We start from the raw sequence: 13863 nt of genomic DNA on the forward strand, positions 1-13863 counted from the left end.
CGTGTGCGTGGTGCGTGCTGATGTTCGTGAGAGTTTGACGCACCGTCAAGGGCGGAAATCGGTCACAGCCGTTCGTATTGCGGACGACGCTTCCCCGCGCCGGCGCGGCACAAGAGCCCAAGCAGCTCGGCTGCTTGGGCTCTTGGCCGTCTCGCGATCGCACGCGCCGGACGCCGCCGCGGACCACTCTCCGGGCCGAAGGCGGTGCCTTGCGGGCACTCCCGGACAGGGCCTAGTGCACGCAGAACTCGTTTCCCTCGGGGTCGGTCATCACGACCCAGGTGCCGCCCTGCTCGCTCACCCGGCGCAGCACCGCCGCCCCCAGTGCCTCCAGCCTCGCGGTCTCGGTCTCCATGTCGCCGGGAGCCGTGTGCAGGTCGATATGGAGCCGGTTCTTCACCGTCTTCGCCTCCGGCACCCGCTGGAACAGCAGCCGGCGCCCCAGTCCCGTGCCGCTCCGCTCGTCATGGGCGTCGTCCGGATGCCGGACCGCGGCCAGATCGCGCCAGGCCCGTCGGCCGTGTGATTCGACGGTCGCTTCGGGCGGCGCCGCGCCGTGCGCGAGGAGCTGTTCGATCAAGGGGCTGTTGTCCTCGACCAGGTATCCGAGCGCTTCGGCCCAGAAGTCGGCCTGGGCGTGCGGGTCGGTCGTGTCGATCACGAGCTTCCAGTGCAGCGTCATGGAAACCAGTTATAGTGGTTACGTGACGAAGGTTGCAATGGACACGCCGGGCATGCTGCTGCACCCGCCGTCGGGCGGGTCCTTCCGCTTCGACCCGGGCGCGCTGTGTCTGGAGCTGCTCACCACCGGCGGCCCCGGAAGACTTGCCGCGTACGAGGTGCTGGACGGTCCGGACGCACTGCTGCGCTGGGTGTCGGACAGCCGGCTGCCCGACGGGCTGCGGCTGACGGTCGACCCGGCGGACGTGACCGCCGCCCGGGCACTGCGGGACGCCCTGTGGGGGTTGGCCTCCGCCCGGGCGCACGGCGGTGACGCGGACCCGGCCGACGTGGCCGTGGTCAACGCGGCGGCCGCCGCTGCGCCCCTGGTGGCCCGCATCGCCGTGGGCGGATCACGGGAGTGGGTGCCCGGCGCGACGGCGCGACAGATGCTCTCGACCGTCGCGCGGGACGCCGTCGATCTCTTCACCGGCCCCTACGCCGACCGCGTCCGCGAATGCGGCTCACACGACTGCCAGTTGCTCTTCGTCGACACCTCGCGCCCGGGTCGCCGTCGCTGGTGCGCGATGGAGCGGTGCGGCAACCGCAACAAGGTGCGGACGCATCGCGCCCGTCACCTCGAGGGGGACGGAACACGAGCACCGGACTGATGAAGGGCGCGGGGCTCAACAGCGTGAGCGCCGCAGGGCGCACCGGCGGGCGGTGGTGGCCGAGATGGAGGCCGCGCTCGGCGTCGACCGAGGCGGCGCGGGCGTCTGCCGGTGGGCGCCGACGGGGCTGACCGGGCGTCGGCCTACGCCCGCCTCCATGGGCGGTTTGCGACCAACGTCACGTCTTGGGGTGCCCGTTCTCGGCTTAACGTGAGGGGATGGACGCCTTTCTCCCCAGCGGGCCGCCCGGCTGCCCCCTGGTCGGTGTGGCCGCCACCTACATGCCCCGGCTCGTGGAGTTCTCCTTCGAGCCGGGGCTCGTCGCGGCCGTCGACCAGCATGCGGCAGCCGTGCGGGACGCTCTCGTGCCGCACGTGCCCGCACCACGCCGCCCCGGACAGGCCGGTGGCCCGCAGGCGCCCGAGGTGCTGCGGCGCGAGGACCTCGCCGACTACGTCCTGGGGTTCACCGACCGGCTGTCGGAGATCGACTGGTCCGAGCCGGTCGGCTATGACTTCGCGACGCTGCGGCTGACGGCGGTCTGCTGGCTGATCCGCGAGCACGACCTGCTCGCCGCCTGAGGCAGCACGGAACCGGCCGATGACGGGCATCGGCCGGTTCGTCGTCCGTGCGCCAGGCCCGACCCCCGCGTCACATGGGGTCCCGGCCGTTTCCCAGGGGAGGGCCCTCGCCGGTGTCGCGTCCGCGGCCCATGTCCCCGCCGCGCCCCATGTCTCCGCCCCGGCCCATGTCCCGGCCGCGCCCCGTGTCCTGGCCGGCGCCCATGCCGCCCGTCCTGCCGCCGGTGCGTCCGGGCCGGCGCTCCGTGGCGGGCTGGCCCGCCGCCGCGTCCGCACGGCCGCGCTGATAGGCGGAAAGGGTGTCCTTGGCGCGGCCCGATTCCGCCTCGGCCGTCGCGAGCCAGCGCTCCCAGCGTTCCCGCATCGGATTGATGAGGCCGCCGCCCACACCGACGATCACGACGCCCGCGAGGGCGGCGAGCACGGCGGTGAGCAACGGTCCGGTGACCGAGGTCGCGATCTGGGCCTGACTGAGGGCGGCGATCACGCCGAGCGCCACGATGAAGCCCCAGGCCACGGTGGCGAGGGTGCGGCCGTACGACGTCTGGCCCAGGGCCCCCTGGATGATGTCGCGGACCGCACGCGCGATGGCCATGGCGACGACGACGATGACACACGCGACGATCGCCTTGGGGATCCAGGAGACGATCCCGTTGATCATCGTGCTGACCGGATTGGGGCCGAAGACCCCGAAGCCCAGCTGCAGGGCGATCAGCATGATCGCGTAGAAGAGGATCTTGGAGATGATCCCGGTGGCGTCGTACTTCGACCCTTTGAGGGTGTTCGACACGCCGCTGCGTTCGGCCATCCGCTCGAAGCCCGCCTTGCGCAGCAGGCGGTCGGCGGCCTTGGCGATCAGCTTGGCTATGAACCAGCCGATGACCAGGATCGCCAGGAAGGCGATGAATTTCGGGATGAACCGGGCCACGGCGGTCCACGCGGCGCTGAAGCCTTGACCGAAGTCGATCGTCAGCGCGAGGTGTTGAAGCATGCGCACTCGCTCCACTCTTTGGGCCGGCGCGGTCCGTGTGACCGGGGCCTGGACTTCCGGGGTAACACCGGTGGCCCAATGGCGGCCTGTGGCCGACGGCAGCGCTGAGCCGTTCGAGTGGAAAATGAGTCCTGGTGGGTGTGGCGGGCTCTGGTTGCGGCACAGATGTGCGTTGCCCGCCCGCGCGTCAGCCGGCGGGCTCCGTCTGCGGCTCGCTGCGTGGGGTGCCGCCGGCGGGGGGCGTGGTGGCGGTCGTGGGGGCGGGGGCCGCGCCCGGGGCGCCCTGGGCCACCACCGCGCCGGTGTGCCCTGTCGTGGCCGCCGGTCCTGACGGTGCCGTCGTCAGCGGTCCCGCGCCGGAGGCCGCGGCCTGGGCGGCGAGCCGCAGCGCCTCCGCCTTGTTCCGGCGGGCGGTGCGCAGCGCGTCCCACGTCAGGCAGGACAGCGCCAGCCAGACCAGCGCGAACCCGGCCCACCGCTCGGCCGGCATCGCCTCATGGAAGTACAGGATGCCCAGCGCGAACTGGAACACCGGCGCCAGGTACTGCAGCAGCCCCAGTGTCGACAGCGGCACTCGGATCGCCGCCGCCCCGAAGCAGACCAGTGGCGCGGCCGTCACGATGCCCGTCGCGGCGAGCAGCGCCGCGTGCCCGGTTCCGTGCGCTCCGAAGGTCGCGGTGCCGTCGGCGCCGAGCCAGAGCAGGAAGGCGAGGGCCGGCAGGAACTGGATCGCGGTCTCGGCCGCCAGCGACTCCAGGCCGCCGATGTTGACCTTCTTCTTCACCAGGCCGTAGATCGCGAACGAGAACGCGAGGGTCAGCGAGATCCACGGCGGCCTGCCGTAGCCGATGGCCAGGACCAGCACGGCCGCGAAGCCGATGCCGACGGCCGCCCACTGGGCCGTCCGCAGCCGTTCCTTCAGCAGCAGGACACCCATGGCGATCGTGACCAGCGGGTTGATGAAGTAGCCCAGCGAGGCCTCGACGACATGGCCCGAGTTCACGGCCCAGATGTAGACGCCCCAGTTGACGGTGATCACGGTGGCGGCGATGGCTATCAGGCCCAGTTTCCGGGGGCTGCGGAGCAGTTCGCGGATCCAGTCCCACTGCTTGAGCGCGAGCAGCGCGACCGCCACGACGACCAGGGACCACACCATCCGATGGGCGAGGATCTCGCCGGCCCCGGACGGTTTGAGCAGCGGCCAGAAAAGGGGGACCAGTCCCCACATTCCGTAGGCGCCGATCCCGTACAGCAGTCCTGCCCGCTGTTCGTTCTGCGACTTCACTGGCCCTCCTGTCCTACGCACGTCTTTTGAGAAGGTACGCCGTGCGAGGCCATGATGTCATGCCCGTATCGCCATACGGTCATGACCGATCTTGGCGGGCGACGAGCCCGGAGCAGGCCGGGACACGCAAACGGGAGGCGGCATCCCTCGCCGCCTCCCGTCCAGGACCCGCCGTGTGTCAGCCGACGACCGTCCAGGTGTCGTTGCCGGCGAGGAGCGTGGCCAGGTCGCCCTTGCCGTCCCTCTCGATCGCGGTGTCGAGCTGGTCGGACATCAGGACGTCGTAGACCGGGCGCTCGACACTGCGGAGCACGCCGATCGGGGTGTGGTGCAGCGTGTCGGCGTCGGCCAGGCGGGAGAGCGCGAAGGCCGTGGTCGGCGAGGTGGAGTGCGCGTCGTGGACCAGGATCCGCGACTCGTTCTCCGCCGTGACGTCGACGACCTCGAGCTCGCCCGTGGCCGGGTCGCGCACGACGCCCTTGCTGCCGCCCCCAGAGCCTGCGGCCTCAGCCCCGAAACGGATGGGCTGCCCGTGCTCGAGACGGATGACGGCTTCCTGCGCCTGGTCCTTGTCCTTGAGGATCTCGAAGGCGCCGTCGTTGAAGATGTTGCAGTTCTGGTAGATCTCCACGAGCGCCGTGCCCTGGTGCTCCGAGGCCTGGCGCAGCACCTCGGTGAGGTGCTTCCGGTCGGAGTCGACGGTGCGGGCGACGAACGACGCCTCCGCGCCGATCGCCAGCGAGACCGGGTTGAACGGCGCGTCGAGGGAGCCCATCGGCGTCGACTTGGTGATCTTGCCGATCTCCGAGGTGGGGCTGTACTGGCCCTTGGTGAGACCGTAGATCCGGTTGTTGAACAGCAGGATCTTCAGGTTCACGTTGCGGCGCAGGGCGTGGATCAGATGGTTGCCGCCGATGGACAGCGCGTCGCCGTCACCCGTGACGACCCAGACGGACAGGTCGCGCCGGGAAGAGGCCAGCCCCGTCGCGATGGCGGGCGCGCGACCGTGGATGGAGTGCATCCCGTAGGTGTTCATGTAGTAGGGGAAACGGGAGCTGCAGCCGATGCCGGAGACGAAGACGATGTTCTCCTTCGCCAGGCCCAGCTCGGGCATGAAGCCCTGTACCGCGGCGAGCACCGCGTAGTCGCCGCAGCCGGGGCACCAGCGCACTTCCTGGTCGGACTTGAAGTCCTTCATCGACTGCTTGACCTCGGCCTTGGGCACGAGCTTGAGCGCCTCAGTCATCGATGGCCTCCTTGAGCGCCGTGGCGAGCTGCTCCGCCTTGAACGGCATGCCGTTGACCTGGTTGAAGGAGCGTGCGTCGACCAGGTACTTCGCCCGGATCAGGGTGGCGAGCTGGCCTAGATTCATCTCGGGCACGACGACCTTGTCGTACTGCTTCAGCACCGGGCCGAGGTTCTTCGGGAACGGGTTGAGGTGGCGCAGATGGGCCTGCGCGATGGAAATGCCCGCCGCACGCAGACGGCGCACCGCGGCGGTGATCGGCCCGTACGTGGAACCCCAGCCGAGCACGAGCGTGCCGGCGCCGTCCGGGTCGTCGACCTCGACGTCCGGCACCTCGATGCCGTCGATCTTGGCCTGGCGGGTGCGGACCATGAAGTCGTGGTTGGCCGGGTCGTAGGAGATGTTGCCCGTGCCGTCCTGCTTCTCGATGCCGCCGATGCGGTGCTCGAGCCCAGGCGTGCCCGGTACGGCCCAGGGGCGGGCCAGGGTCTGCGGGTCGCGCTTGTAGGGCCAGAAGACCTCGGTGCCGTCGGACAACTCGTGGTTGGGGCCGGTGGCGAACCGGACCCGCAGGTCGGGCAGCTCGTCGAGATCCGGGATCCGCCACGGCTCCGAGCCGTTCGCCAGGTAACCGTCGGAGAGCAGGAACACGGGTGTGCGGTACGTGAGCGCGATCCGCGCCGCGTCCAGGGCCGCGTCGAAGCAGTCCGCCGGGGTGCGCGGCGCGACGACCGGCACCGGGGCCTCTCCGTTGCGGCCGTACATCGCCTGGAGCAGGTCCGCCTGCTCCGTTTTCGTCGGCAGGCCCGTCGACGGGCCGCCGCGCTGGATGTCGACGACCAGCAGCGGAAGCTCGAGGGAGACGGCGAGACCGATGGTCTCGGACTTCAGCGCAACGCCCGGACCGGAGGTCGTGGTGACCGCGAGGGAGCCGCCGAACGCGGCGCCCAGCGCCGCTCCGATGCCCGCGATCTCGTCCTCCGCCTGGAAGGTCCGTACGCCGAAGTTCTTGTGGCGGCTGAGTTCGTGCAGGATGTCGGAGGCCGGGGTGATCGGATAGGAGCCCAGGTAGAGCGGCAGATCCGCCTGCCGGCTCGCGGCGATCAGACCGTACGACAGGGCCAGGTTCCCGGAGATGTTGCGGTAGGTGCCCGTCGGGAACGCCGTGCTCGCCGGGGCGACCTCGTAGGAGACCGCGAAGTCCTCCGTGGTCTCGCCGAAGTTCCAGCCGGCCCTGAAGGCGGCGATGTTCGCCTCCGCGATGATCGGCTTCTTGGCGAACTTCTGCCGCAGGAAGCTCTCCGTGGCCTCCGTGGGCCGGTGGTACATCCAGCTCAGCAGGCCGAGCGCGAACATGTTCTTGCTGCGCTCCGCCTCCTTGCGGGACAGCCCGAAGTCCTTCAGCGCCTCGATCGTCAGCGTCGTCAGCGGCACCGGGTGCACCTGGTAGGCGGCCAGCGACCCGTCCTCGAGCGGGGAGGCCTCGTAGCCGACCTTCGCCATGGCCCGCTTCGCGAACTCGTCCGTGTTGACGATGATCTCGCCGCCGCGCGGCACATCGCCGATGTTCGCCTTCAGCGCCGCGGGGTTCATCGCGACCAGCACGTTCGGTGCGTCGCCCGGGGTCAGGATGTCGTGGTCGGCGAAGTGCAGCTGGAAACTCGAGACACCCGGCAGTGTCCCGGCAGGCGCCCGGATCTCGGCCGGGAAGTTCGGAAGGGTGGAAAGGTCGTTGCCGAACGATGCCGTCTCCGCGGTGAACCGGTCACCGGTGAGCTGCATGCCGTCACCGGAGTCACCCGCGAAACGGATGATCACCCGGTCCAGACGGCGGATCTCCTTGTCGCCGGCGCGCCTGCGCTGCTCTCCGACGAGGGCCTCATCGGACCCGTTGACCTCATCGGCCGGCTCGGCCGGGCTACTGACCTGGCTGGTCACTGAACTGGACCTCCCTCGAGGCGGTTCCTCGGGCCCGACCGGCCCACCGGCCGGCCCATTGGCAACCCTACGACGGTAAGGATGGCCTTCCCCGGACCGCTCACATGTCGGACGTCCCGCCGGACGCCGCGACGTCTTGTCTTGTCCTGCCTTCTGTGTAACCCGGGCTTCCGGGAAGACGTTCCCGGTTCATTCTTTGGGCTGGAAGCTGATGCGCCACTCGACCGCCGACGGTGTGTCGGTGGAGGCCCGGTGTCCGCTCCGTCACCGAAGGGATCCGGTCGGTCATTCCGTGGCATTCGGGTGGCTCGGAAACTCGGCACGGATACCGGGTGGTTCATGAATTCAAGTAGGTCAGCACCGCGAGCACGCGCCGATGGTCGCCCTCGCTGGGGGACAGCCCCAGCTTCATGAAGATGTTGCTTACATGCTTCTCCACCGCCCCGTCGCTCACCACGAGCTGCTTGGCGATCGCCGAATTCGTACGACCTTCGGCCATCAGCCCGAGCACCTCCCGCTCGCGGGGCGTGAGGCCGACGAGCACATCCTGCTTGCGGCTGCGGCCCAGCAGCTGCGCCACCACCTCGGGGTCGAGCGCGGTACCGCCCTGGGCGACCCGCACCACGGCGTCCACGAACTCGCGCACCTCGGCCACCCGGTCCTTGAGCAGATAGCCCACGCCCCGGGTGCTGCCGGCGAGCAGTTCCGTGGCGTACTGCTCCTCCACGTACTGCGACAGGACCAGTACGCCGACGCCGGGATGCTCCCGCCGCAGCTGCACAGCGGCCCGCACGCCCTCGTCGGTGTGCGTGGGCGGCATCCGTACGTCCGCGACCACGACGTCCGGCAGCGCGTCCTGTGCCGCAAGGTCGTCGATTGTCTTGATCAGGGCCTGCGCGTCACCCACACCGGCGACCACATCGTGTCCCCGGTCGGTCAGCAGCCGGGTCAGGCCCTCCCGAAGCAGTACGGAATCCTCGGCGATGACCACCCGCACTCTGTCCTCCACAACCCTGTAGCCCCCTGTAGATGTGCTTCCCGAGCCTTGGCCCACCAGCATTCCAGGATCAGGACGGGCTCGGGGCCGGGCCGTGGTTTTCCCGGTCACCGCCTCGGGGGACGCAGAAACGGGGGGAGGGGGTTGCCGCGGGTTCGGCGAAATACGGGGCGGCCGACCGGTCCGGTGGTGCACCGGCCGACCCGCGGCGCGGGCGTGCGGTTCAGCCTCGCCAGGGGAGTTCCGCCGTCACCGTTGTCGGTCCCCCGGCAGGGGAGTCCACGGCCAGTACGCCGTCCACCGCGCTCAGCCGTTCCGCGAGACCGGCCAGCCCGCTGCCGGCCGCCGTGTCGGCCCCGCCCCTGCCGTCGTCCCCGACCTGGAGCATCAGCCGGTCGGCCGACCGCCACACGTCCACGGAGGCGCGCGTGGCGCGTGCGTGCTTGCTCACGTTCTGCAGCAGCTCGGAGACGGTGAAGTAGGCGATGCCCTCTATTGCGGGCGCCGGCCGCCGGTCCAGGTCGACCTCGACCGTCACGGGCACGGCGCAGCGCGACGCGACGGAGGAGAGTGCGGCGTCCAGGCCGCGGTCGGTCAGCACGGCGGGGTGGATTCCACGGGCCAAGTCCCGGAGCTCCTGCAGGGCCACCTTCACCTCGCCGTGCGCCTCGTCCACCATCCGGGCGGCGGCTTCCGGGTCCTTCGCCAGCTTCTCCTTCGCCAGCCCGAGGTCCATCGCAAGGGCGACGAGCCGGGCCTGTGCGCCGTCGTGCAGGTCGCGTTCGATACGGCGCAGGTCGGCGGCCGCCGTGTCCACGACGACGCCACGGTCCGACTCCAGCTCCACGACACGGGTCACGAGGCGGGACGGCCCCAGCAGCCCTGCCACGAACAGGCGGTCGACGCTGGTCAGAGCACGCATGATCCATGGGGTGGCGATCGTGAGCACGAGGCCGACGGCGCTGGTGGCGGCGATCTCGAAGGGAGTGTCGAGGTAGAAGTTGTGCGTCCCGTCCCCGTACAGCTGCAGACCCTCCACGCCGCCCCACATCGGGAAGGCCCACTGCCACAGCGGATACAGCAGCAGCGCCCAGCCGGTCACCCACAGGGTCACGGCGACGCAGAAGCCGAAGACGGCCCACGGGAAGTGGAAGAGCGCGTAAACCAGGTGCCGCCAGGACGCCCCGCTCTTGAGGATGCCGCCCATCCAGGCGGCGACGCCGTTGTTCCTCGCACCCGGAGCGCTCCGCACCGGCTCCGGCGCGGCAACGTCCAGCCCGAGCAGCGCCCGAGCCCGTGCGCGCTCCAAGGCGCCGAAACCGCGCAGGCCGGCGAGGCCGGCCGCGAACACGGGGATCCCCAGGAACGTGACGAGCAGTCCGGCGCCCAGCGAGGTCACGGTGACCGCGAACGTGAAGGCCACGGTGGCGAGGGGCAGGCTGAGCACCAGATACCCGAACTCGCGCCAGGCCCGGCCCTCGAAGGGCGCGCGCAGCACGGGAGGGAAGAAGTGTTCCCGGGGCGCCGTGTGTGCTGGGGGACCGTATCCGTAGTCCGTGCTGGCCATCGAAGTCGTCCGTTCTGCGGGGCGGCGTTCTGCGGGGCGGGCTGTCATGTCCTCAAGCCTGCTGTGACGGGGGGACGCGCACCATGCGGCCGGTATCCGTCTTGGGCGGGGGGTTTTCCCCACCATGCCGTCGCGGCCGCATGGTGCCCGGCGCCGGAACCGGGCCCGGGGCGGGGCGCCGGGGCCACGTTCGTCGCGCTCAGCGTCCGTCCGGCTCGCGTTCGTGGCGAGCAGGCGGGGGCCGGGGCTGCGGACGCGTTCTTGGCGGGCAGGCGGGAGCCGGGGCTGCCGACGCGTTCTTGGCGACGGGAGAAGCCCTGGCCGTTTCAGGCGCCGGCCGGGCGCTCCCCGCGCTCCCGCCACGGCAGCTCCGCCGTGACCGTCGTCGGCCCGCCCACAGGCGAGTCCAGGGCGAAGAGTCCGTCCACCGCGCCCAGGCGCTCCGCCAGTCCCGCCATGCCCGTGCCCCCGTCCAGCCGGGCCCCGCCCTTGCCGTCGTCCACGACCTGAAGCATCAGCCGGCCCTCCGACCGCCACACGTCCACAGAGGCGTGCGTGGCCTGCGCGTGCTTGCTGACGTTCTGCAGCAGTTCGGAGACGGTGAAGTAGGCGATGCCCTCGATCGCTTCGGCGGGTCGCGTGTCCAGGTCGACAGTGACCGTCACCGGAGCCGTACAGCGCGACGCGACGGAGGAGAGCGCGGCGTCCAGGCCGCGGTCGGTCAGCACGGCGGGGTGGATGCCGCGCGCCAGGTCACGAAGTTCCTTGAGTGCGAGCTTCACCTCGCCGTGCGCCTCGTCGACCATGGCCGCCGCTGCGTCCGGGTCCTCCAGGAGCTTCTCCTTGGCGAGACCCAGCCCCATGGCCAGGGCCACCAGCCGGGCCTGCGCGCCGTCGTGCAGGTCGCGTTCGATGCGGCGCAGGTCCGCGGAGGCCGTGTCGACTACCACGCCACGGTCCGACTCCAGCTCGGCGATGCGGCGTTCCAGATCGTCGGAGGGCGACAACAGCCCCCGCACCATCGCGCGGTCGGCGTTGGACAGCCCCCGCGCGATGAAGGGCAGTACGGGCCAGAGCACGAACAGGCTCACCAGCACGACGGCGAAGGTGAGGACACCCCAGGGCAGCCGGATCACCGAGTACAGCACGGTGCGCCAGGCCACCGGATCCTTCAGGTGGGACCACACCCAGGTGATCAGGCCCTCGCCACGCGAAGACCCGGACAACGGGCTCGGCTCGTCGACTCGTACGCCGAGCAGCGCACGGGCGCGTGCCCGCTCCGCCCGTCCGAGCATGCGCACACCCGCGAGCCCGAGTGCCAGCAGCGGCAGGCCGATCACCGTCACGGAGAGCCCTGCGCCGACGCTGACCGTGACCGTCGCGCAGACGAACCCGATCAGTGCGACCGGCAGGTTGCCGAGCAGATGCGCGATCTCTTTCCACGTGTGGCGGTCGAAGACGAAGCGCACGGAGGGCGGCCGGTCGGTGTCGGGGGCGGTGATGCTCGCGGTCATGGAGGCCAGCCTGCCGGGCCGGGCCGTCGCACGCCATGGGGTACATGGGTGGGGCGAAGTAGGGATAACCCCACCCGGGGTCGACCGATGCGTGACACAACTGCTTACGCTCTCTTTAGCAGGGCCTAGACTCCCGTGCGTACAGGTCGTTAGGGAGCGAGGGGCGGACGTGCCGGAACCGACCGTGGTCGTCCTCGCGGCGGACTACTTCGAGAGCTACTCCGTCGTCGGGCTGCTCGCGCTGATCGGCGTGCTGTTCGTCGCCGTCGCCTTCACCGCCGGCCGGCTGCTGCGGCCCGTGGTCCCGACGCCGGAGAAAATGCTCACGTACGAGTGCGGAGTCGACCCGGTCGGTGAGGGCTGGGCGCACACCCAGGTCCGTTACTACGTCTACGCCTTTTTGTACGTGATCTTCGCGATCGACTCGATCTTCCTCTTCCCGTGGGCGACGGTCTTCGCCGCCGACGGATACGGCGCGACCACGCTCGTGGAGATGTTCATCTTCCTCGGTTTCCTGGCCGTGGGACTGCTCTACGCATGGAAGAAGGGGGTCCTGACATGGACGTGACCCCGACCCCGACCCCGACCCCGGCTCCTGCCCCGAACTCGGGCCCGGCCCCGGAACTGCTTCCGGAGCCGCGGCGACTCGGAGCCCTCGCGCGCCTGGCGCCCGAACCGATGAAGGTGGTCCTCAACTGGGGCCGGCGCTACAGCCTCTGGGTCTTCAACTTCGGACTGGCCTGCTGCGCCATCGAGTTCATCGCGGCCTCGATGGCACGCCACGACTTCATCCGGCTCGGCGTGATTCCCTTCGCACCGGGACCGCGCCAGGCGGACCTGATGATCGTGTCCGGCACGGTGACGGACAAGATGGCCCCGGCGGTGAAGCGTCTGTACGAGCAGATGCCCGAGCCCAAGTACGTCATCTCCTTCGGAGCCTGCTCCAACTGCGGCGGCCCGTACTGGGACTCGTACTCCGTCACCAAGGGTGTCGACCAGATCATCCCCGTCGACGTCTACGTACCCGGCTGCCCGCCCCGCCCGGAGGCGCTGCTGCAGGGCATCCTGAAGCTCCAGGAGAAGATCGCCCGAGAGTCGCTCGGGGAACGCTACGGACACGGCGGGAAGGATGCCGGCGTCCGCCCCTCCGCCACGGCTCTGCAGAGCGGGCTGGTCACGCCGCCTGAGGCGCCCGGCGACGCCGAGGGGGCGACGCGGTGAACCAGTACGACCGGCTTCCCGACGCCGTCACCGAGATCTTCGGCGAGGAGGCGACGGCCGAGCGGGCCTACGACCTGCTCACGGTCGACGTCCCTGTCGGCTCCTGGATCGCGGCCCTGGAGATTGCCCGCGACAAGCTGGGCTGCACCTATTTCGACTGGCTCAGCGCCGTCGACGAGCCGGGTACCGGCTTCCGCGTCTGCGCGCACGTCGTCTCGCTGGAGGGCCGTGCCGTCCGGCGGCTGCTGGTGCGCACGACCGTTCCTCACGCGGCTCCGTCGCTGCCGACCGCCGTCGACATCTACGCGGGCGCGAGCTGGCACGAGCGCGAGACCCACGAGATGTTCGGTGTCGACTTCACCGGCCATCCCCACCAGGCACCGCTGCTGCTGCCGGACGGCTTCGAAGGCCATCCGCTGCGCAAGGACTTCGTGCTGGCCGCGCGGGTCGCCAAGGCGTGGCCGGGCGCGAAGGAGCCGGGGGAGTCGGAGCACGGCGGGCCGAAGCGCCGCCAGATGCTGCCGCCGGGTGTCCCGGACCCGAACGAGTGGGGCCCTCTCAAGGGCCAACTCCCGCCCGCTCCCGCCCGCCCTGCCCGCACACCCCGCGCCGCCGGAGCTGCCGGAGCCACGGCAGCGGCAGGCGAACGCCCGCCACGCCGCACGCGGAGCGCGAGCGAAGGCTCCGCATCCCAGGGTGCGGCGGCTCCCGCCGCTCCGCGCCGTACGCGGAGCGCGAGCGAGGGCTCGGCGTCGCAGGGTGAGGCAGCCTCTGGGGAGCCGCAGGCTCCGGCCGCCCCGGCAGCTCCGCGCCGCTCCCGCAGCGCGAGCGAGGGCTCGGCGAGCCTGCGCCGCCCGCGTGACACGACGCCGCCCGAGCCGCCGACCCGGTCGCAGTCGGAGGTCGCGAAAGCAACGACTCCGTCGCAGACGCCGGAGAAGCCCGAGGCGTCCCAGGTGCCCCCGGCGTCGGACGCGGCTGCCACGCCGCCGTCCAACGAGTCGTCCAGGGCTTCGCAGCCCTCCGGTTCGGAGGCCGGGTCGACACATACGCCGAAGACCCCGGCCACGCCGTCACGCGCGCGCAGCGCCGACGCGCCCTGGCACCACGCCCGCCCCGCGTTCGACGACGCGGACGCCGCAGCGGCGCCCACCGGCTCCCAGCACCGCAAGCTGGGCCTGCCGAACGAGG

At 70.9% G+C, this 13863-nt stretch carries 13 protein-coding genes; 5 read left to right on the forward strand and 8 right to left on the reverse strand.

Going from position 1 to position 13863, the window contains the following annotated elements; all coding sequences use genetic code 11:
• Nucleotides 1-232 precede the first annotated feature (232 nt).
• Nucleotides 233-682: a VOC family protein gene (locus tag ABZ070_RS17285; RefSeq protein WP_356634593.1), complete on the reverse strand. Its 450-nt coding sequence runs from the start codon at nucleotides 680-682 to the stop codon at nucleotides 233-235.
• Nucleotides 683-719: 37 nt separating this feature from the next.
• On the opposite strand from ABZ070_RS17285, the gene ABZ070_RS17290 reads away from it, so the two are divergent.
• Nucleotides 720-1331 carry a CGNR zinc finger domain-containing protein gene (locus ABZ070_RS17290; RefSeq protein ID WP_356634618.1) on the forward strand — a complete coding sequence of 204 codons (612 nt, stop codon included), beginning with the start codon at nucleotides 720-722 and terminating at the stop codon, nucleotides 1329-1331.
• A gap of 218 nt (nucleotides 1332-1549) precedes the next feature.
• A complete protein-coding gene (locus ABZ070_RS17295; protein WP_356634595.1) occupies nucleotides 1550-1912 on the forward strand; it encodes a DUF6401 family natural product biosynthesis protein in 363 nt (120 codons plus the stop codon).
• 70 nt (nucleotides 1913-1982) lie between these two features.
• Here ABZ070_RS17295 and ABZ070_RS17300 read toward each other — a convergent pair whose 3' ends face one another.
• From ABZ070_RS17300 to ABZ070_RS17330, 7 genes are all read right to left on the reverse strand, one after another.
• Nucleotides 1983-2903: a hypothetical protein gene (locus tag ABZ070_RS17300; RefSeq protein WP_356634597.1), complete on the reverse strand. Its 921-nt coding sequence runs from the start codon at nucleotides 2901-2903 to the stop codon at nucleotides 1983-1985.
• Between the two features lie 187 nt (nucleotides 2904-3090).
• Nucleotides 3091-4188: an EamA family transporter RarD gene (gene rarD, locus ABZ070_RS17305; RefSeq protein WP_356634599.1), complete on the reverse strand. Its 1098-nt coding sequence runs from the start codon at nucleotides 4186-4188 to the stop codon at nucleotides 3091-3093.
• Nucleotides 4189-4366: 178 nt separating this feature from the next.
• Nucleotides 4367-5434, reverse strand: a complete 1068-nt coding sequence (locus ABZ070_RS17310; RefSeq protein ID WP_356634601.1) for a 2-oxoacid:ferredoxin oxidoreductase subunit beta — start codon at nucleotides 5432-5434, stop codon at nucleotides 4367-4369.
• Nucleotides 5427-7373 carry a 2-oxoacid:acceptor oxidoreductase subunit alpha gene (locus ABZ070_RS17315; protein WP_356634603.1) on the reverse strand — a complete coding sequence of 649 codons (1947 nt, stop codon included), beginning with the start codon at nucleotides 7371-7373 and terminating at the stop codon, nucleotides 5427-5429. The genes ABZ070_RS17310 and ABZ070_RS17315 overlap by 8 nt, the downstream gene beginning before the upstream one ends.
• Before the next feature lie 337 nt (nucleotides 7374-7710).
• Nucleotides 7711-8370: a response regulator transcription factor gene (locus tag ABZ070_RS17320; protein WP_356634605.1), complete on the reverse strand. Its 660-nt coding sequence runs from the start codon at nucleotides 8368-8370 to the stop codon at nucleotides 7711-7713.
• 223 nt (nucleotides 8371-8593) lie between these two features.
• Complete coding sequence (locus tag ABZ070_RS17325; RefSeq protein WP_356634607.1) at nucleotides 8594-9937, reverse strand: sensor domain-containing protein; 1344 nt, start codon at nucleotides 9935-9937, stop codon at nucleotides 8594-8596.
• A gap of 326 nt (nucleotides 9938-10263) precedes the next feature.
• Nucleotides 10264-11451 (reverse strand): sensor domain-containing protein, encoded by a 1188-nt coding sequence (locus tag ABZ070_RS17330; RefSeq protein ID WP_356634610.1) that lies wholly within the window; start codon nucleotides 11449-11451, stop codon nucleotides 10264-10266.
• 169 nt (nucleotides 11452-11620) lie between these two features.
• On the opposite strand from ABZ070_RS17330, the gene ndhC reads away from it, so the two are divergent.
• The 3 genes from ndhC to ABZ070_RS17345 all read left to right on the forward strand — a co-directional run.
• On the forward strand, nucleotides 11621-12019 hold the full coding sequence (gene ndhC, locus ABZ070_RS17335) for an NADH-quinone oxidoreductase subunit A (protein WP_356634612.1): 399 nt from the start codon (nucleotides 11621-11623) through the stop codon (nucleotides 12017-12019).
• On the forward strand, nucleotides 12010-12672 hold the full coding sequence (locus ABZ070_RS17340; RefSeq protein WP_356634614.1) for an NADH-quinone oxidoreductase subunit B family protein: 663 nt from the start codon (nucleotides 12010-12012) through the stop codon (nucleotides 12670-12672). The genes ndhC and ABZ070_RS17340 overlap by 10 nt, the downstream gene beginning before the upstream one ends.
• Nucleotides 12669-13863 (forward strand): NADH-quinone oxidoreductase subunit C (locus tag ABZ070_RS17345; protein WP_356634616.1); only part of this gene is annotated, 1195 nt, incomplete at its 3' end. The genes ABZ070_RS17340 and ABZ070_RS17345, both read left to right, overlap by 4 nt.

The organism is Streptomyces sp. NPDC006283, assembly GCF_040613325.1.
Taxonomy (GTDB): Bacteria; Actinomycetota; Actinomycetes; order Streptomycetales; family Streptomycetaceae; genus Streptomyces.